Source organism: Ensifer adhaerens (assembly GCF_028993555.1).
GTDB lineage: Bacteria > Pseudomonadota > Alphaproteobacteria > Rhizobiales > Rhizobiaceae > Ensifer > Ensifer adhaerens_I.
The window spans coordinates 215,710-235,946 of record NZ_CP118610.1; the positions used below are offsets into that span (position 1 = coordinate 215,710).

Consider the following 20,237-nt stretch of genomic DNA (forward strand, 5'->3'; position numbering starts at 1 on the left):
TCGGCGGTGGCTCTGCCTTTGATGAAACAAGTCCTGACGACGCGCCCCGTGCCCGTGCAGGCTCTTCTGGAACCACAACATGCGTACATCGAAATGGGCGATTCTCGTCTATGTCGCCGTGATCATCTTCGGATGCGTCGCCGCGCTCCCCAACGTGCTGACGCCAGCGCAACGTGAACAATTCGCCGCCTGGCTGCCGGTCAAGCCGGTGACGCTCGGCCTCGACCTCAAGGGCGGTTCGCACCTCGTCCTCGAAGTCGACGCCGCCGGCCTGCGCAAGGCTCGCCTCGAAACCCTGCTCGACGACACACGCAGGGCGCTGCGCGCCGAGCGCGTTCCGGCTTCGTCGGCCCGCATCGCCGGCGATACGGTGACGGTCAAGATCGAAGACGCGGCCGACCGCGAAAAGGTCCTGCCGAAGCTTAAAGAGCTGGCAGCGCCCGTCGGCACGCTCGGCTTTGGCGGTTCGGCTTCCGACATCGAGGTCACTGAAGATGGTGATACCATCACGGTCGCGATGACTGAGGCCGGCCTTGCCGACCGCACCACGAAGGCTGTCGAGCAGAGCCTGGAAATCATTCGTCAGCGCGTCGACACCGTCGGTGTTGCCGAGCCGCTGATCCAGCGTGTCGGTTCCGACCGCATCCTCGTCCAGCTTCCGGGTCTCGAGGATCCGACAGCACTGCGCCAGCTTCTCGGCTCCACGGCCCAGATGAGCTTTCACATGGTCGACCAGACCGTGGATCCCAATCAGCCGGCGCCGCGTGGTGTCGACATCCTGCCGGGTGCGCATGACAACAACAAATATGCGGTCGAAAGCCGCGTTGCGATTTCGGGCGAGCGGCTGGCCGATGCCAAGGCCGGCTTCGATCAGCGCACCAACGAGCCGATCGTTTCCTTCACCTTCGATTCTCTGGGTGCCCGCCAGTTCGCGGAAATCACCCAGGCCGCTGTCGGCCGGCCCTTCGCCATCGTGCTTGACGGCAAGGTTCTGACGGCACCGGTCATCCGCGAGCCGATCATCGGCGGCAACGGCCAGATCAGCGGCAATTTCACCGCACAGGAAGCGACCGTTCTGTCGGCGCTCTTGCGCTCAGGCGCTCTGCCGGCACCGCTCACCGTTATCGAAGAGCGCTCCGTCGGCCCGAACCTCGGCTCGGATTCCATCCGCATGGGCATCTATACCGGTCTTGCCGGTTTCGCCCTCGTCGTCACCCTCATGGTCGTGCTCTACGGCGCATGGGGCATGATCGCCAATGTCGGTCTGGTGCTGCACACGATCCTGACGATCGCGCTGCTCGCCATGCTCGGCTCGACGCTGACCTTGCCCGGCATCGCCGGTATCATTCTCGGTATCGGCATGGCGGTGGACGCCAACATCCTGATCAACGCGCGTATTCGCGAAGAGACGGAAGGCGGCGCCGGCGCAATGAAGGCGCTCGATATCGGCTTCAACAAGGCCTATGCAACCATCATCGACAGCAACGTCACGACGCTTTCGGGCACCGTGCTGCTGTTCGCCTTCGGCTCCGGCCCGGTGAAGGGCTTCGCCGTCACCATGATGCTCGGCATCATCATCTCGATGTTCACGTCGATCACTGTCGTACGCCTGATGATGCGCGAGGTCGTCGTTCGCCGGAAGATGAAGAAGCTCGAGATCCCGTCGCTCTTCGGCAGGGTTCCGAAGCTTCCTTCCTTCTCCTTCATGAAGGGCCGCTTCGTCGCCATCGGCATGTCTGCCTTCCTGTCGATAAGCTCCGTGGTCCTGTTCTTCACGCCGGGCCTGAACTACGGCATCGACTTCGTCGGCGGTATCCAGGTCGAAACCACCTCGAAGAACACGCTCGATCTTCCGACGCTGCGCCACAACCTCGAAGCACTCAACATCGGCGAAGTGGCGCTGCAGGAATTCGGCCAGGACAAGTCGGTCCTGATCCGTGTTCAGCGCCAGCCGGGCGGTGAGCAGGAGCAGACGGTGGCTCTGAACCGCATCAAGGATGCTGTCGTCCAGACGATCCCGGATGCGAGCTTCGAGCGCACTGAAGTCGTCGGTCCGACCGTCAGCACCGAGCTTGCCCGTTCCGGCTTCCTCGCCGTCGGTCTCGCGATGCTGGCGATCCTGCTCTACATCTGGTTCCGCTTCGAGTGGCACTTCGCTGTCGGCGCGATCGCGGTTCTCTTGCTCGACATCACCAAGACGATCGGCTTCTTCGCGCTGACCGGTATCGACTTCAATCTGACGGCCATCGCGGCGCTGCTGACGATGATCGGTTACTCGGTCAACGACAAAGTCGTGGTCTATGACCGCATGCGCGAGAACCTCAGGAAGTACAAGTCGATGCCGTTCTCGGACCTGATCGACATGAGCATCAACCAGGTGATCGCACGATGCATCTTCACCTCGATGGCAACGGCATTCTCGCTGGTGCCGATGGCGATCTGGGGTGGCGACGCGGTCAAGAGCTTCGCCTGGCCGATGATCTTCGGTGTGATCGTTGCAACGACGTCGTCGATCTATATCGGCGGGCCGATCCTGCTCTTCCTGAACCGCTGGTGGAAAGACCGCGAAGCGTCGCGTTCGGGCACCACCACGCCCCAGGCGGGCACGCCGGCGGCGTGACAGCCTCCTTGGTTCGAGCGGGATGCATCGTTCTCCCGCTCACAGGATATAAAACGTGAAGGGGCGGCCCGGCGGGCCGCCCCTTTTTTGTCCGAATGTGCTGTCTTTATCCCACCCGTGCCTTGCAGACTGATTCTTCGCTACCTAGATAGCAAGGGTCTCCGGTTCCGGGGCGGGAGAACGGATTTTGCGCCGCTTCCCCCTAAAATTTGAAGGGTGAGAATTATTTTTCGCTACTTCATCTTTTTAGTTGACGGAATTGGTAGATTATTCTAGTTTGCCAATACGTGACGCGGGGAGTCCGCCTCACGGTTGTTCATCAAACGCACCGGCATGCTGATGCCGGGCCAGCCAAAGGAGAGTGACATGTTCGGAAACGTCTCGACCGCCGCCTTCTTCGGCACGCGTCTCCTTTGTCGTGCAACAGAGAAAAAACGTCTCATTCGCAATCTCTGCCGAATGTGACCTTCGAACCCCTCGAACTTTATCTTTTGCCGAAATTGAAAGTCTCCGCGCCTCCGGCGTGGAAGGAGCGTTATTTGTATGAGCAAGCAAGTTATCGAATTTGGCGGCGAAGCCGTCGGCGTGGTCGTCCCGGATGAAGATCGGTTCAAGTTCCTGGCGGTGAAGTATCACGTCTGGGATCTGGACGCGAAGCGCTTCGGCTCTGCCGAGGAAGCGCGTGCGGCGATCCGCCAGCTTCTGGCCCACCAAGCCGTCCATGCAAGACGGCAAGGGCAGAGCGCTGCTGCCTGACGCGGATGAGTAGTTCCCGAAATCGTCGTTGCTTCCGCTGCAAGCGCGGCCGCGACTTCCGGCCAATTCCCCACTATAATTATATGTTGGCAGTACGTTTCTTGTGCTATGCCAACATATATTTGCATTTGCGCGGATGATTCCCGTTTCGGGAACCGCAGGGAAAGCGTGCCGGAATGCTGACGAAGAAGGGAAAATACGGACTGAAGGCGTTGGTCGATCTTGCTCGGCTGGAGCCGGGGGAGACCGCCTTCATCACCGAAATCGCGCAGCGCAACAATATCCCGAAGAAGTTCCTGGACACGATCCTGCTCGAACTGCGCAACGCCGGCATGCTGCGCTCGAAGAAGGGCCCGGGCGGCGGTTACTCGCTGTCGCGGCCCGCTGCCGAAATTCGCATCGGTCATGTGATCCGCACGCTGGACGGGCCGCTTGCGCCGATCCGCTGCGCAAGCCGCACGGCCTATGAGGTCTGCGAGGACTGCAACGATCCCGAGACCTGTCAGGTGCGGGTGTCGATGACCACGGTGCGTGACGCCGTCGCCGCGATCCTCGACTCGATGACGCTTGAGGAATTCGCGGCCGACAAGTCGATGCCGCTCGAAACGCTGGAAGAAAAGCGGGCCGGCTGACGAAAACACCGCCGATCGCGCCAGTTTTCCCCCGAAGTCTGCTTCCAAGGCTTGGTTTGCCAAGAAAAAGCGCTTATCTGCCGTCAATGGTCTGGCGGGCAGCGTTGCAGCCTGCCGTCTAAGTCTTCGTAAGATCGGGGTCATCATGGGTTTGAGACAAGCATCTGCGCATGAGCGCACCGCGGTTGCGGCATTGGAGTCGATCGGCCGGACGCTGACGACCGCGATGATCGGCATCAAGGCGCTGGCAGAGCACCTTGGCTCCGACGAAGCCTTCGCCCGCAACATTGTCGACGCCGTCGAGCTGATCGGCGAAAGCCAGGGGCGTGTGGTGGTTTCCGGTGTCGGCAAGAGCGGCCATATCGGCCGCAAGATCGCCGCGACGCTCGCCTCGACCGGCACCTCGGCCTATTTCGTGCATCCGACCGAAGCGAGCCACGGCGACCTTGGCATGGTCACTTCCCAGGACGTGCTGATCCTGCTCTCCTGGTCGGGAGAGACGGCCGAGCTCGCCAACATGCTCACCTACGCCAAGCGCTTCAACGTGCCGATCGTCTCGATCTGTGCCAACCGCGACAGCGTGCTGGCGCGGAACTCGGAGTTGCCTATCGTGCTGCCCAAGGTGCAGGAGGCCTGCCCGCACGGCCTCGCGCCGACGACATCGGCCATGCTGCAGCTCGCCGTCGGCGACGCGCTGGCGATCGCGCTTCTGGAACGGCGCGGCTTTTCGGCCGAGGACTTCAAGACATTCCACCCCGGTGGCAAGCTCGGTGCGCAACTGCGGCTGGTCCGCGAACTGGCGCACGAGGGCGCCCAGATGCCGCTGCTCCAGGTGGGACGGCCGATGAGCGAGGCCCTCATCGAAATGTCGTCGAAGGGTTTCGGCGTCGTCGGCATCGTCGATGACACCAGCAAGTTGGTCGGTGTGATCACCGATGGCGACCTGCGCCGCCACATGTCGGGCGATCTGCTCCTGCAGCCCGTCGAGGCGGTGATGTCGCGTAATCCGCGGGTGATCCGTGGCGACGTTCTTGCGAGCGGCGCCATGGAGTTCATGCAGCAGCACAAGGTGACGGTGTTGTTCGTCGTCGACGATGGCGGGGCGCCCGTCAGCATCCTGCACATTCACGACCTGTTGCGCGCCGGCGTCGTCTGAGCGCGCTCAGCGGCAGGGGACGTCACTTACTATTGCCGCGTGCCTCTCCGAAGTTGCCTCAACCCTTGACCACGGCAGGCCAGTCGCCCGTCGTGCCCGGTTGCACTGGCCGTTCCAGATAGGTTGAAAGCACCACGTAGCTCCGCGTCGCCTTGACGCCGGGCGTGTCGTAAAGCCGCGCCAGCAGTCCCTCGAGTGCGTGCGTGCTTTCAGTGCGAACCTTGAGCAGCATGCAGGTATCGCCCGCAACCGAATGGATCTCCTCCACCTCAGGGCATTCCTCGATCGCAAGCAGCGCCTGCGTCTTGCCCCAGCCGGTCGTGTCGACATGGACAAAGGCGAGCAACGTCTTGCCGACCGCCTCGGGATCGATCAGCGCCGCCACGCGGCGGATCGCGCCCGACCGCCTGAGCCGCTTCACACGCTCATGCGCCGCCGGCGGCGAAAGCCCGACCCGCTCGCCAAGTTCGACGTAGCTCGTCGTCGCATCCTCCACCAGAACGCCTAATAGTTTTCGGTCCATCGCATCGAGATCGCGCTCCGGCGGGCGCTTCCGCCGAACGTCATCTGTATTTTGATCCATTCCGATGTTTCCTCTTGCTGCTGAACTTCATTCTGCAAACATGCGGTAATGACGAACATCAATCAATCCATTTCCAGCGGTTCAAACGACAGGGCGCATATCCCGCCCTTTGCCTATGTGCTCACCATCTGCATCGGCGTCATCGGCTCCAACTCGCTGGCGCTCGGGCCGATCGCGCCGGAGGTGGCGCGAAGCCTTGGCGCCGCCGTTCCCGCCGTCATGACGGCCTCCGCCGTCTTTGGCCTGGGGACTGCCGTCAGTGCCGTTTTCCTTGGCCGCTTCATCGATCGTCATGGTCCGCGTCGGATGTTGGCGACCGCTCTCCTGCTTCTGGTCGCAGGGCTTGCCAGCAGCGCGCTTGCGCCATCGCTTGCGTTCCTGGTGGCCGCTCAGCTGGTCGTCGGTCTCGCTGCAGGCATTGCACTTCCCTCGATCTATACGCTGGCCTCTGTCATCGCGCCGGTCGGGCGCGAGAGCGAAACGATCGGCCTGGTGCTGACCGGCTGGACCCTCAGCATGGTTGCGGGCGTGCCGCTATCGGCAGCGATCGCCGATTTTGCCGGTTGGCGCACGGTCTATGTCATTGTCGCCGCCGCCACGTTGATCGCCTGCGCCGCGGTCAAGTTTGCACCGGTGCAGGAAGGCGCCACCGGTAAGGCGACATCGCCGCTGGAGGCATTGAGCGTTCCCGGCGTAGCACCGCTCTTGATCGCCTGCGCCGCCTTCATGGCCGCCTTCTACGGCGTCTATGCCTATATCGGCGAGCACCTGCATGCCGCACTCGGCCTGCCTGTCACCGCCAATGGTCTCATCGCCGTCTCCTATGGATTCGGTTTCGGCGCCGCTGCTTTTCTTGACCGCCTGATCGATCGCTTCGGCGCGGGCCGGTTGCTGCCGTTGATCTTCCTGGCGGTCGCCGGCGTCTATGTTGCCATGGCGGTGGCGAGCGGCTCTTACGCCGCCATGCTGGCCGTCGTCTTCCTTTGGGGGCTTGCCAACCATTTCGGGCTGAATGTGCTGATCATGCGGCTCACGGGCCTCGATCCGGCCAAGCGCGGCGCGATCATGGGGCTGAACAGCGGCGTCACCTATATCGCGCTCTTTGTCGGTACGATTGGGTTCGGCGCAGCCTATGCCCGGGAAGCCTTCTTCGTACTGCCTTTGGCGGCAGCGGGCCTCATGCTCGTGGCGGCCTTTGCCGTGGCAATGGCGCGGCGCTAGGCCGACAGCCAAGAGGCCGTCACGCGGAGGAGGCGACCCTTGGTCGTTTTTCCGGCTTGCGGCGTGGCGGCGGGTCCACGAAAGCGCCGGGCTGGTTGAGGCTGTTCTCATTCAGCCGCTTGGCGATCGCCTCAGCGCCGGCATCGCTTCCGGTCCGCGAATAGAGATTTCCACGCACCTGGATCGAGGCGGCGAGCAGGCGGAACATTGCGTTCGCCAGGTCCGGTTCCGGTGCCTTCGGTGCGCGCCAGAAACCGTCGAGCGGCTGCTGGTCTGTCAGCCCGTCGATATCGAATACGGCCGTGCCGAGCACCTTGACCGGCCGCCCCTGCTTTAGGGCATGCAGACCTGCGGTCGAATTGACCGTGACCATGCCGGCACTTGCCTCTCCAAGAGTATCGAGGTTGCCGCCATCGAGATAGTAGACGCGCCCGCCCAGCCCCAGCGCTTCCGCTCGTTCTTCGATGATCCTGCGCCAGGGGATCAGATCGTTGTCAAGCGGATGCACCTTGAAGACCAGCCGCGCATCGCGCGCTGCAAAGGCGGCGAAGGAAGCCAGCACTTCGGCAATCGCATCCTTTTGGCTGTGGAAGGGTGAGTGCGCCCTGAGCTGGAAATCGGTTTCGAGCTGCAGCGGATAGACGAAAAAGGGTGTGCCTTGCGAAAGCAGTTTGGCAACGGTTGTTTCGGCTTCCACGTTGCGCCGCTTTTCGCTGAGGAGCCGGCGAATCCAGCCAGCATATTCTGCGAGCGGATGGAAGATCGCGTGGCGCCGATAATGCGGGAAGAGGAACCAGAAAAAGACGTTCGGCAGATTGTAGATGAGGTCATAGCTCGCATCGGCGAGAAATGTCTGGCTGTAGTGCTTGCGCCAGTCCGGCTCCGGGACGCCCGCTGCCCCCGCAAGGATCTGCGCGGGGTCGGACGGGAAATGCGAGTTCGAGGACATGCCGTTGCGCTCGAGCGTCAGCCAGTCCGGCCGAAGATACCCCATCTCGACGATGGCGACTGCAACACCCTTGCGCCGCGCGACCGTGGTGGCTGCCTGGTGGTAGGCGCGTTCCTCGCCGAGCAGCAGCATGTCGGTGACGCCGTGGCGCGCGATGAACGCCTCCAGATAGGCCGGCCAATCCGCCGCGGTGCCGCGATAGTTGAAGGCACCCTTGCGCCCCCAGATGATCTGGTCGCCGACGTTCAGATTGATCCTCAGGCAGGTGTGGCCAATGGCTTCAAGCCGGTCGGCGATCTTGCGGAAGATCGGCGACGAAGGACCTTGCAGGAACAGGAACACCCGTCGCCTTGGCCGATCGACCGCTCCGGTCGATGTCATCGAAGCGTTTTCCATCCGTCCACCGCTGCTAGCGCAGCGTATCCTTTCTAAGGTTGGCGTGGTTGAGCAGGGCCTCGATCAGGTTCCAGGCTTCGACATTGCTCGGTTCCACCGGCTTATGAGAGGATGATTTGGCCTTGGCAAGCGGTACGATCAGGTAGTCGGTGCGCGGGTCGGGGAAGGGATCGGCAAAGGATTTGAGCAGCGGCGCATGGTCACCATAGAAGACGAGCCAGACCGGACGGTCCAGCTTGTCGAGCCGTTCGCTCAGCGTGTTCAACGCCGCGTCGGATTGTTCCAGAATGGCAAGGTAGATATCGACGGGATTGGTAAGGTCGCCGACGCGACCCGGCTCCCACGGGCCGTGATTGGCCATGGAGGCGACGAAGACGAAGCCGCTTTCGTCCTCCGGCAGCGTTTCGCATGCGTCGATCACTTTCCCCGCGAGTTTTTCGTCGGAAACGTAGGGCCCGTCTCTGTCGGGTTTGTGGTCGAAGCCGTCGAGCATGGTCAGCTTGGAGAAGCCGAGTTGCGGCATCGCCTTGTGGCGGAGGAAGAAGGTGCGATCATAGGGATGGATGAAATGCGTGTTCCAGCCGGCACGCTTCATCTTTCCCGGCCAGACCACGTCGGCATAGTGCGACGCCCTGAGATAGGGGTAGCTGGCGTCGACATGGATGTCGTCCGGTACCAGGCCGCTGATGACCGCGAACTCCGTGCGCAGCGTATAGCCGCCTTCGAAGACGCTGCTGAGCCGGCCCCATTGCACCGCCTCGCGCCGCAGCCGATCCAGTGTCGGCATTTTAAGTGTATCGACGCCGAAGTGCCGCATGTCGATGAAGGATTCCGATTGCCAGACGACGATCAGCGGTGAGCCGTCATCGCCGATCAGATCATGCACGGCCGCCCGGACGATCTCTGAGAGTTCCGCGACGATCTTTTCGCGCCGCACGCCGAGCCAGACGATGAAGCGGAAGACGACCGAGCCGAAGGTGCCGAAGCGCACCGTGTTCACCTTGACGTCGAGTGTCTTCAACAGCCTCTGCACCAGCGCCGCCGTCGGGCGGTTCACCGGGCCGTAAAACAAAAGGAGCCAGGGTCCATAGGCGATCCCGAGCATCAACAGGATCCAGAAGGCCTTGCCGTGGTCGGGAAGGATGGCCGGCTCGAAATACATGTAGAGGCCGGACACGCCGAAGACGTAGAGGAAGGCGACTGTCCAGAAGACGACGTTCAGCGAACTCGCGTAGAAGATCGTCTTGTATTTGAAGACGTCAACGACGAGCGCGATATCCGAAAAGATCAGCGGCTCGCGGATGAACTTGAACTTCGCGCGGGAAATGCCGGTGAAGATGATGAAGAAGCTCATCGTACCGGCCGCGGCATAGAGCGGCCGCCAGGAGCCCGCGAAGAAGCCGGCAAAGACCAGCGCGATGACCGGCAGCCGGGCAATCGCATCGACGACATCCTGCGTTCGCCCGAAGGGCGAGGGATGGGCGCGCCGCTCCCGCTTCGGCAGGGCAAAACGATCGGTAAAGAAAATCACCGCACAGGACAGCACGTAACAACAGAGCGTCAGTGTTCTTGGGTAGTCGTGCAGCTGAAAGGGAAGCAACGCCAAGCGGAAACCTTCATGTCTTCATGCCGGCCGACGCCGCTTCATGCGGCACAGCATCCGCCCGACACTTAAATCTTATCGCCTGGGCGTACAAGCGCCGTCAGGTCTGGCGCTCCGACACTCCACTATTATGCGTCGCGGTGTTGCCGCCGCGCGCAATCGCCCTGTCGAACCACCAGTTGAGCAAGGGGCGAATGGCCGGTGCGAAGCGGCCGAGGAGAAAGAGCGTGGTGCCGAAGTAGACTTCGAAACGCCCCCGGTCGATGCCCTTGGCAATCGTCTTTGCCACGGCATCCGCCGGCCAGGGACGGACTGTACCCATGATCCTGGCCGCTTCCGGAGGTCGGCTTGCGAGTTCACGCTGAAACTGTGGGGTCTCCGTATCCGGTGGAAAACACACGGAGACGCTGACGCCGTGGGCACGGGCTTCCGAGCGCAGCGCCTGGGCAAAGCCGTGCAGCGCGAACTTCGATGAGCAATAGGCGGAGTAGCCGTAGATACCGATGAGGCCGGCGCCGGACGAGATCATCATGATCCGACCATGGCCGCGCCGCTTCATGCCGTCATAGACCGCCCGGACCACATGCACCGTGCCGGAGAAGTTGGTGTCCATCTGGCGTCGGAAGGAAGCGCTGTCGAGCTCCTCGAACCGGCCGGGCTCGACGATGCCCGCCGATGTCACGAGGATGTCACAGGGGCCGAAGGCTTGTTCGCACCGCCGGACCGCCGCCACGAGGTCGCTTTCCGAAGCGACATCGGCGGTCTCGATCCTGATGTTGCCTGCACCGGCTCCGCTGGCGGCCGCCAGCTTCGCTTGTGCCTGTTCCAGGAGGTCGCGAGAACGGGCGATCAGCGAAACCTGCGCCCCGCGCGCCGCATAGATCGAGGCGACCGAAAATCCGATGCCGCTAGAGCCACCGGTGATGATCACATGCGTCATGCTGATATCCCGCCCAAGAGCAATTCCAGGAAAAGTGCGAAGCGGTTTTGCGTCCGGGATTGCGCGAAAACAACGCGGTGCAATGCTGATCTCCGGTCAGCGCGCCGAGAGTGCCTTCATCATCTGGTCGATGTCGATGCCGCCCAGTCCGAAGTTTCGCTCGGTGAGGTCCGTCAGCCGCTCCGCCGTCAATGTCACCGTCCGGCGGATCTGCTCTTCCGTATGGTCGCTGGTGATGAAGAAGCGCAGGCGCGCAAGTCCTTCGGGAACTGCCGGGTGAATGATCGGCAGCGCGTTGACCCCTTCGGCAAGCAGATCATTCGAAAGCTGAACGGCCCGGAGGGAATCGCCGACGATGACCGGCACGACGGAAAAGCCGCTTGAAAGGCCGGTGTCGAGGCCGGCTTCCTTGGCAAGCTTCAGGAACAGGGCGCCGTTGCGGCGCAATGCGGCAGTCCGCGCCGGTTCCCGTTCCAGCACGTCGAGGCTCGCGGTCGCCGCTGCGGCCAGCACCGGCGCAAGGCCGACGCTGTAGACGAAGCCGCCGGCAGATGCCTTCAGCACCTCCACCAGCGCTTCGCTGCCGGCGATGTAGCCGCCGCAGCTGGACGTGGTCTTCGACAGCGTGCCCATCCAGATGTCGATCTCATGCGGATCGACGCCGAAATGTTCGGCAAGCCCACGGCCGGTCTTGCCGAGAACGCCGAGCGAGTGCGCTTCGTCGACCATCAGCCAGAAGCCGTACTCGGCCCTGAGCTTCAGAAGCGCCGGCAGGTCGGCGACATCGCCGTCCATCGAGTAGATACCCTCGACGATGACCATGATGCGGCGATAGTCGCCGGCAACCGTGCGCAGCACGTGTTCGAGATCGGCGGCATCGTTATGTTTGAACAGCCGGCGAGTCGCGCCCGAAAGCTTGATGCCGGCAAGGGCGCTGTTGTGGATGAACTCGTCATGGACGACGAGGTCCTTCGGTCCCATCAGGCAGCTGATGGCCGCGACATTGGTCAGGTAGCCGCTGACAAAACAGACGGCGGCATCAACGCCGTAGAAGCCTGCGATCTTTTCTTCGAGCGCCACATGCACCGGCCGCTCGCCGGCAACGAGGCGGCTCGCCGAAGCGGAGATACCAAAGGTGCCGATCGTATCCTTTGCCTTTGCCAGCACTTCCGCGTGGCGGTTGAGGCCGAGGTAGTCGTAGGAGGCGAAGTTGATGAGCTTGCGGCCGTCGATGACGGTGGTCGCCCCGGCCGCGGTCTGGTGCGCGCGATAGAAGGGGTTGGCGATGCCGAGCTGTTCACTGGCGAACTTCTGCGTCATGACCTGCTTGTATTCCGGCAGATCTTCGAAACGGGCCTGCTGCCGGCGTGCCGGCGGCGGCATCTCCCGCTCCGAGCGCGCCATGCGGTTGCGCTCGGAGGATTGATGCGTGTTTCTCATCCGGTCCAGCAGGTTCTCCTTGAGGCTGCTGGTCATCTTGGATGCGCCTGGACCGTTTCCGTTCGTGCTCATTGGCCTTGTGCTTTTTCCTTCGCCGTTCCGACGTGCCGCTGCGCGAGGTCGCTGACGATCTTGTCGTCGGCGGGCTCGGCATCGTCGCTCTGGTCGCGCTTGCTGACCTTCTCATAGAGCTTGCGGGCGACATCGCCAACCGTCGTATTGTCGGCAACGCCGCTGAGCGGCATGTCGAAGCCGGTGTTCTGCTGGAAGCTCATGCCGAGTTCAACCGCCATCAGGCTGTCGAGGCCGATTTCCTTCAGCACCTTGCTGCGGGTGACCGTATCTTTCGACACGCGCAGGATCGCGGCGATCTCGCCGGCCACGAGGTCGAAGAGGATATCCTCGGCCTCCTGAGGCGACTTGCCCTCGATCATCGCGACGAGGTCCATCTTGGCGCCTTCGCCGCCGGTGGCGTGCTGGTCGGCGCTGCGCAGGATGACTTCGAAGAGAGCGTTCTTGGCAACCGGCAGGTTGCGCGCAGCCGACCAGTCGATCTCCGAGATCATCACCGTGGCCGCATCGACTGTGCCCGGATCGAAGGCCAGGTGGCTTTCGACCATGTCGAGCGCCGTCTGTGCCTTCAGCGCCGTCTTGCCGATGCGCTTGGCGAGCAGGTCGTTCACATCGGTGTTCTGGACCAGGTAGCCCCTGTCGGCGATCGCGCCGAAGCCGACAGCCATGCCCACAAGACCGCGGGCGCGGCGCGCACGGGCGAGGCCTTCGAGGTAGCCGTTGGCGGCGACGTAGTTCGCCTGTCCGGGGTTGCCGACAAGTGTCGTCGCCGAAGAGAACAGGATGAAGTTGTCGAGCTTGTCGTCCTTGGTCAACTGATCGAGAACGGCGGCACCCTTGGCCTTGGTATCAATGACCGGGCGGTTGCGCTCGCGGTTGAGATTGCTGATCAGCGCGTCGTCGAGCACCATCGCCGCATGGACGATCGAGCGGAGCGGTGCAATCGCACGCAATTCCCCAAGCAGGCGCTCGGTCGCCGTCGGATCGGTGACGTCGCAGGCGTGAACCGTGGCGGAGACGCCGGCCTTCGCCCAGACCTCGATCATCGCGGTCGTCTCGGCATCCGCCTGGCCGCGGCGCGAGCAGAGCGCGATCTTCGTCGCTCCCTTTTCGACGAGCCAGTTGGCAGCAGCCAGACCGAAACCGCCGATGCCGCCGACGACGAGATGCATGCCGTTCGGATCGACCTTCATGCCACCATGCGGGCGCTTGGCGACGCGATGCTTGCCGGCAACCGGCGGCAGGACGACGATCTTGCCGATATGGCCGGCATTCTGCATCAGCCGGAACGCGTTGCCGATCTCGTCGAAGTCGAAGGCACGGTAGGGAAGCGGCGTCAGCTTGCCATCTTCGAACAGCGCGCCGATCTCGGTGAAGATCCGCTTGGTAAGCTTCGGCTGGTTGACCAGCAATTGGTCGGCGTCGATGCCGAAATAGCTGACATTGCGGCGGAAGGGCCGGAGACCGATCTTGCTGTCGGCATAGTAGTCGCGCTTGCCGAGCTCGAGGAAGCGACCGAAGGGCTTCACCAGCGACAGGCTCTGTTCCATGGCTTCGGCAAAGAGCGAGTTAAGGACGAGATCGACACCCTCTCCGTCCGTCACGGCGCGAACGTCGTTGACGAAACCGAGCGAGCGGGAATCGAAGACGTGATCGGCACCGAGCATCGACAGGAAGCGGCGCTTCTCGCGCGTGCCCGCCGTGGCGATGACCTTGGCACCCTTCAGTTTCGCGACCTGCAGCGCGGCAAGGCCGACACCGCCGGCAGCGCCGTGGATGAGGATCGTCTCGTCCGGCTGGATGCGGCCGAGTTCCACCATGGCGTAATAGGCGGTCAGGAAGGCGACGGGCACGGTTGCCGCGGCAACCGGGCTGACAGTCTGCGGCAACCTGGCGACGCCTGCGCGCGAGACGACGGCGTGGGTCGAGAAGGCGGAAGACGCGATCGCCATGACAGCGTCGCCGACGACAAGGTCATCGACGCCCGTACCGACGGCGACCACGTGGCCGGAAAGCTCCATGCCGATCGTCGCGCCTGCGAAACCATCTTCGAGCGCTTCTTCGGGCAGCAGGCCCATTGCCCACATCACGTCACGGAAGTTGAGGCCGGTCGCGGCGACCGCGACGACGACTTCACCTGGACCTGCGGCCGGAATGTCGCTCTCTTCCCAGACGATGCTGCCCACCTGCGAGCTGACGCGCTGGCGGATCGTTGCGGCCTTGAAGGTGTCGATCGCCGCATGGGCGTTATCGACCGGGCCGGGCACGGCGCGGATTTCTGAAAGCGCCGCGCCGTCTCTCTCCAGCAGCCACTCGCGATTGGCATTGGCGCTGCCGAGCAGCGAAGTTGCTGCCGCGACCTGCTCGATCTCGGTCGGGGAGCCGTCGATATCGAGGGAGTGTACGTCGAGGAACTCGTATTCGTTCTGAAGCACGCGGGCGAAGGCCCAAAGGCCGGAATTGACGCCGTCGCTTGCAACCGCCGCGCCCGTTGCCCGGTTCGCGATCGGGGCTCCGCCTGGCGCGACGAGCACAAGACGCGGGCGATTTTCGCCAGCAGGCTCGGCTGCGCCGATATGCTGACGCAAGGCTTCGGCGAAGGCGCCGAGAGCAAGGATCTGACCCTGCAGCGAAGCGGATTCGTCTGCTCGGGACGCCGCTTTCGGCGACGCAAGGAAGATTGCCCGCAGCGGCTGTTCGCCAAGGGCCTCGAAGCCGCCGAGAAGCGCTGCCTTGTCGGCGGCGATATCGCCACGGAGCTCGACCGGAATAGCCGCGGTCGAAGGCTTGCTGCCCTTGCCGTCCGCGATCTGCAGCAGCAGATAGGGGTCGGCAGCCGGCACTTCGGCACGCACGGAAGCCGTGGCGGCGCCGCGCGCTTCGAGCAGGATGACATTGCCGCTCGCGCACTCGCGGTCTGCAATATTGACGTCGCGCAGATCGAGGTCACCGAGGCATTTCTGCCAGTGTGGGACCGCCGCAAGATTGCCGATCGGGAATTCCGCGGTCTGGCTGCGGGCAAACCACCCCTCGGAAAGTCCAAGGGCGAAGTCGTTGAAGAGCGACGGCGCACTGACGGCGGCTATCAATCCGCCGGTATCGCGTAGCGTCGAGCGAAGCGCGGTGCGGACCGCTACGTCGTCCTCGATCAGGCTGTAAAGCCCGTCAGAGGCGCTGACTGCGAGGTCGAAGGACGGGAACGTCGCCAGCTCACCCTTCTTGAGAATGCGCACATGGGCGTCGTTTTCGAAGGCCAGCTCAAGGCCGCGCTGGGCGTTGTCGCGCGCTTCGAAGACGGTGAGGCTTGCGCCGTGCTTTTCGGCAAGCGTCGCCAGGCGGCGGGTAAAGGCCGACGAAACGCTGCCGAGTTCGACGATGCGCAGGCGCGCACCGGAAGACGCCGAAGCCAGGACCTTTTCGAGCGCGTCGATAACAAACGCCATCCGCTCTCGGCTTGCCTCTGAGTGGACGGCCTGATGATCGAGCGTGGCGTCGCTGATGAAGGCGGTGCCATGAGCCGCCTCTTCGCCGGCCTGGAGAGCATCGAGGCGCGCCAAGGCCTCCGCATAGGCATTGTTGATCAAGACCGCTTCAACGGCGCGGTCGGATCGCTCGCCGTAGAGTTCGCGCAGGATCTCCGGGACGCTTGGCAGGTTGAAGTCCGGTGCAATCGTCCAGACGCCATCCTTGTGCTGGCAGAGACCGGCGTCCTCAAGAACGTAGAGGCAGCTCGTCAGGAAACACTGGAAGGCAAAATCGCCGGGCAGGCTGTTGGCTTGAATGGCCGATCGACCCTTGGCGAGTTTGAGCGCAATCTCCTGGCAGGCGCGATAGATGGCCGCGTTGAAGAGCAACGTCGTGTTGTCGACGCCGGCTTCGCCGACGGCAGGCATGGTGATCTTGATCGGCGCCGGCGCCTTACCCAGCAGGCCCGGCAGCGTGGCTTCCGATTGCACAGCCTCGTAGTGGAAGGACAATGCATCGAGCGTCTTGTGCTTGCGCAGATAGGTACGGCGGAAGCGGCAATCCTCGAAGTGGGCAATCGGTGCGCCCGACTTGTCGAAGAAATGGAATTTCGCTTTGATCGAATTTGCGCTGACGCGCTCGATCTCGATCATTGCACGCGCGATTGGCTGGCTGCCGTTGACCACCCGCACCGAACCGAAGCGAACGGGGATATAGGGCGCGCCGCTCTTGTCACCAGTGAAACGATCGAACAGGGCGACGAGCCCGTGGAAGGTTGCGTCGACAGAGATCGGGTTCAAGGCGTAGGTGACGAGCGGATGGCCGCTCGCATCAGGTGTCTTCAGTTCGACATCGACCAACCGGTCGCCATAGGCGACGGCCTTGGCCAGCAGCTGGAAGCGCGGGCCGTAGTCGAGACCGAACTGTTTCGCCGTCTCATAGGCGCGGCCAGGCGCAACCGTTGCGGTCTTTGCCAAGCCGGCTAGCGACGGATAGGCGCGCTCCTCGGCCGGCAATGGCTTGCGGCAGCGGGCAACCGCATGGACGGCCCAATCGTCTTCCGACAGCCGTTCGCGCGAGCGGATCTCGATGTCACCGGTCTCCGGCGAAAGCACCGTCGACAGCTCCATGATCTTCGTGTCGCTGAGTTCCAGCGGGCGAACGATCTCCAGATTGGTGATCTCGACCTCGTCGCTGCCATAGAACTGTTGTGCCGCCGCGACCGCGATTTCGATGAAGCCGCTGCCCGGCAGGATCGCCTTGCCGTCCACAATGTGCTCGGCAAGGTCGGGGAACAGATGCGCGTCGACATGGTTCTTCCAGCTGCCGCTGTTCGGGTCGCTGCGCCAGCCGGTCAGACGGTAAGGCTTGGCGGTCCGGCCGAAGAGGTCGGTGGCGTCGGTCGTTGCAGCGGGGCGCAGTTCGACTGGCTCGAACGGCAGGCTCGGAAGGGCGATCGATGCGTTGCGCTTGCCGAAGACGCGGGTCGTATCAACGACCGCGCCGTGCGCGACGGCACGCGCCATCGCGGCCGAAATCGGGTCCTGCCCGGTTTCGCCGACATCCCGCAGCAGCGTCGGTACGACCATGCCTGGGGCTGCGGCCTGCTTGATCGTCTCCTTCACATAGGACGACAGGATCGGGCGCGGCGAGATTTCGATGAACAGGCGGCAACCCATCTCGATCGCAGCCTCCGCGGCCGCCTGGAAGCGGACCGGCTCACGGACGTTCTTCCACCAGTAGTCCGGATCGAGCTGCGTGCCTTCGAGCGCGGCACCCGTGACCGTCGACAGATAGGCGAGTTCGGTGCGGCGCGGCGCGATATCAGGAATATCGGAAAGGAAGGCGTCCTTGGCCCGATCGATGATCGGGTGATGGAAGGGATAGTTGATGTCGAGGATCTGAACAGGGATCTTCGCCTTGCGCGCAGCGTCGCGGAAGGCCGAGATCTGGTCGGCCGGTCCCGAGATCGTTACGGAATTGTGGGCATTGACCGCGGCGACGCAGAGGTTGTCGAGGCCGCGCGCCTCGGCAAAGGCCCGCGCGGCGTCTTCGCCGAGCATGACGGCCGCCATCGTGCCGTGCCCGGCCAAGAGGTCCTGGTGCAGCGAGCGCTTCGCCACGATCGAAACGGCGTCGACCAGCGACAGCGCACCGGCGGCGTAAGCGGCCGCAATTTCACCGACGGAATGGCCGAAGACCGCGACCGGCTTGATGCCCATGGCGACCAGCGAATCGGAGAGGGCGGCCTGTACTGCGAAGAGCAGCGGCTGGGCGATCTTCGTATCGGCAAGCTTCTTGTCGAGGTCGGGATCAGTGAGGAGATCGGTCAATGCGATGTCGGAATGGAACTTGAACAGCGCGCTGACAGAGGTGAAACACTGGCGGAAATGCAGGTTTTCGCGGAACGCTTCGACACCCATGCCGGCCCATTGCGAGCCGTTGCCGGAGAAGACGAAGGCCACCTTGGCGTCGCGCACGACGGCTTCGCCGACCTCGCCGATGCCGGAGCCCGGCTTTTCCAGATGGCTGGCGATCGCCCGGACGATATCTTCGGGCTGATCGCTGCGCGCGGCAAAGCGATGGCGCATGTGGGTGCGGTTTGCACCCGATGCAGCGATCATCGCCCGTGCTTCACCCTTGGAAGCATGCGCGAAAGCCGTCTTGTAGTCGTTGAGAAGCGCCTCCAGGCTCGAGGCCGTGTGGGCGCTTGCGAGGAAGACATGGCCGGAAGACGACGGGTTCGACGCCTTTTCGTCGGCTGCGGGTTCCGGATCGCTGATGACGACGTGCGCATTGGCGCCGCCGAAGCCGAAGGAATTGATGCCGGCGAGCCGGGCGCGTTTTCCCCGCAGGAGCTCGATCGGATTTGCTGTGACGCGCACATTGAGGCCGTCGAAGTCGATGTGTTCGTTCGGCGTGTCGAAGTGCAGCGAGGCCGGCAGATAGTTGTTTTCAAGCGCCATTATGGCCTTGAGCATGCCGAAGAGGCCGGAGGCGGGCTCCGTGTGGCCGATGTTCGACTTGATCGAACCGATCGGCACCGGAGCGCGGCGCTTGGCGCCGATGACCGTGCCGATCGACCAGACTTCTGCGGGATCACCGACCTTGGTACCGGTGCCGTGGCCCTCGACGAAGGCCACCTGGTTGGCGTCGATGCCGTTGCCTTCGTAGATCGCCCGCAGCAGATTGGCCTGCGCCTCGCGCGACGGCAGCGAAATGCCGTTGGTGCGGCCGGCGGAGTTCACGCCGGTCGCGACGATGCGCGCGTAGCTGCGGTCCTTTTCGCGCCGCGCGCGGTCCGAGCGGCGCAGGACGAAAACGACGCCGCCTTCAGCACGCACATAACCGGCGCCGTCATTGTCGTAGGCGCGGCAGAGGCCTTCGGGCGAAAGCATGCGCGCCTGCGCGAAGCCGACGAAGGGCAGCGGATGGGCAAGGATGTTGACGCCACCGACGATCGCCGTGTCGATCTCGCCGGCGTTCAGTGCTCGCATCGCCTGGTCGAGCGCGACCAGCGAGGAGGAACAGGCCGTATCGACCGTCATGCTCGGGCCGCTGAGGCCAAAGATGTGCGAGATACGGTTGGAAACGATCGACAGCGTGTTGCCGGTCATGAAGTAGGGGCCGGCGGCAGCCGGATCCTCGACCGTCAGGTTGGCATGGTCGAGGCTCGACGCGCCGATATACACGCCGACATTCTCGCCCTGCAGCGACGTGGCGGAGATATTGGCGTCCTCGAGCGCCCGCCAGGCGAGTTGCAGCAGCACGCGCTGCTGCGGATCCATATACATGGCTTCGCGCTGCGACATGCCGAAGACGGCAGGATCGAAATCATAGAGTTGGTCCAGCACGCCGGCGGCAAAGGAATAGGTCTTGCCCTGCGTGCCCATGACGGGATGCCAGAATCGCGCCACGTCCCAGCGATCCGACGGAATGCTGGTGACGGTGCACTTGCCTTGACGAAGAAGTTTGAACAACGCCGAAGGCGATTCTGCTCCAGGGGCGAGGCATGCACGCCCAATAATCTCAACAGCCATGTATGATCGAACGCTCTAAACTGCCGCTAAAGTTGCATCTGCGATTGCCTGTCGGGGACCGAAATGCAATCACCAATCGTCATGCTGCCGGGCTATCCCCAGCTATATTCGTCCCGCCTCATTAGTCAGCTTTTAACTTAAAGTCCCTAGCTTTCAACCCCAAAGACTGAAGATATACACGCTGTCAACGCCAGTCCAAGGCGGATAGGGCGATAAACCACGCTCAAGGTAGAGAAGGTATGACCAGAAAGACGCGGCTCCAAATATTTTGCCCGTCTTGGTCTTCGGATGACTTGTTGTGGGACGGCGATTGTGCTTTTCAGAGACCGGCGAATTCCCGGTCGGGAGATGATGCGGCGCAGAA

At 63.1% G+C, this 20,237-nt stretch carries 11 protein-coding genes; 5 read left to right on the plus strand and 6 right to left on the minus strand.

All coding sequences use genetic code 11. The annotated features are described in order from the left end of the window. Nucleotides 1-79: 79 nt before the first annotated feature. The 4 genes from secD to PWG15_RS01030 all read left to right on the plus strand — a co-directional run bounded on the left by secD (nucleotide 80) and on the right by PWG15_RS01030 (nucleotide 5,164). A complete protein-coding gene (gene secD, locus PWG15_RS01015; RefSeq protein WP_275022650.1) occupies nucleotides 80-2,620 on the plus strand; it encodes a protein translocase subunit SecD in 2,541 nt (846 codons plus the stop codon). 543 nt (nucleotides 2,621-3,163) lie between these two features. After that, nucleotides 3,164-3,376: a hypothetical protein gene (locus PWG15_RS01020; protein ID WP_275022651.1), complete on the plus strand. Its 213-nt coding sequence runs from the start codon at nucleotides 3,164-3,166 to the stop codon at nucleotides 3,374-3,376. A 176-nt stretch (nucleotides 3,377-3,552) separates the two neighbouring features. Next, complete coding sequence (locus tag PWG15_RS01025; protein ID WP_113536486.1) at nucleotides 3,553-4,008, plus strand: RrF2 family transcriptional regulator; 456 nt, start codon at nucleotides 3,553-3,555, stop codon at nucleotides 4,006-4,008. Between the two features lie 145 nt (nucleotides 4,009-4,153). Next, the gene (locus PWG15_RS01030; RefSeq protein ID WP_275022652.1) at nucleotides 4,154-5,164 is read left to right on the plus strand and encodes a KpsF/GutQ family sugar-phosphate isomerase; all 1,011 of its coding nucleotides are present in this window, start codon (nucleotides 4,154-4,156) and stop codon (nucleotides 5,162-5,164) included. Nucleotides 5,165-5,222: 58 nt separating this feature from the next. Here the strand turns inward: PWG15_RS01030 and PWG15_RS01035 are convergent, their stop codons facing one another. Then, nucleotides 5,223-5,747 (minus strand): Lrp/AsnC family transcriptional regulator, encoded by a 525-nt coding sequence (locus tag PWG15_RS01035; protein WP_057248156.1) that lies wholly within the window; start codon nucleotides 5,745-5,747, stop codon nucleotides 5,223-5,225. A gap of 48 nt (nucleotides 5,748-5,795) precedes the next feature. Between PWG15_RS01035 and PWG15_RS01040 the strand changes: the two genes are divergently transcribed. Beyond that, nucleotides 5,796-6,968 carry an MFS transporter gene (locus PWG15_RS01040; protein ID WP_275022653.1) on the plus strand — a complete coding sequence of 391 codons (1,173 nt, stop codon included), beginning with the start codon at nucleotides 5,796-5,798 and terminating at the stop codon, nucleotides 6,966-6,968. A 19-nt stretch (nucleotides 6,969-6,987) separates the two neighbouring features. Here PWG15_RS01040 and PWG15_RS01045 read toward each other — a convergent pair whose 3' ends face one another. The 5 genes from PWG15_RS01045 to PWG15_RS01065 form a co-directional block, all read right to left on the minus strand. Next, nucleotides 6,988-8,298 carry a capsule polysaccharide biogenesis protein gene (locus PWG15_RS01045; RefSeq protein ID WP_275022654.1) on the minus strand — a complete coding sequence of 437 codons (1,311 nt, stop codon included), beginning with the start codon at nucleotides 8,296-8,298 and terminating at the stop codon, nucleotides 6,988-6,990. A 28-nt stretch (nucleotides 8,299-8,326) separates the two neighbouring features. Further along, nucleotides 8,327-9,919, minus strand: coding sequence for an LTA synthase family protein (locus PWG15_RS01050; RefSeq protein ID WP_275022655.1), 1,593 nt, complete (start codon nucleotides 9,917-9,919; stop codon nucleotides 8,327-8,329). 97 nt (nucleotides 9,920-10,016) lie between these two features. Continuing rightward, entirely contained in the window at nucleotides 10,017-10,856 is an 840-nt protein-coding gene (locus tag PWG15_RS01055; RefSeq protein WP_275022656.1) for an SDR family oxidoreductase, read from the minus strand. Between the two features lie 96 nt (nucleotides 10,857-10,952). Further along, the gene (locus PWG15_RS01060; protein WP_275022657.1) at nucleotides 10,953-12,368 is read right to left on the minus strand and encodes an aminotransferase class I/II-fold pyridoxal phosphate-dependent enzyme; all 1,416 of its coding nucleotides are present in this window, start codon (nucleotides 12,366-12,368) and stop codon (nucleotides 10,953-10,955) included. After that, nucleotides 12,365-19,873, minus strand: coding sequence for a type I polyketide synthase (locus PWG15_RS01065; RefSeq protein WP_275022658.1), 7,509 nt, complete (start codon nucleotides 19,871-19,873; stop codon nucleotides 12,365-12,367). Before PWG15_RS01065 ends, PWG15_RS01060 begins: the two co-directional genes overlap by 4 nt. Between the last annotated feature and the right edge of the window lie 364 nt (nucleotides 19,874-20,237).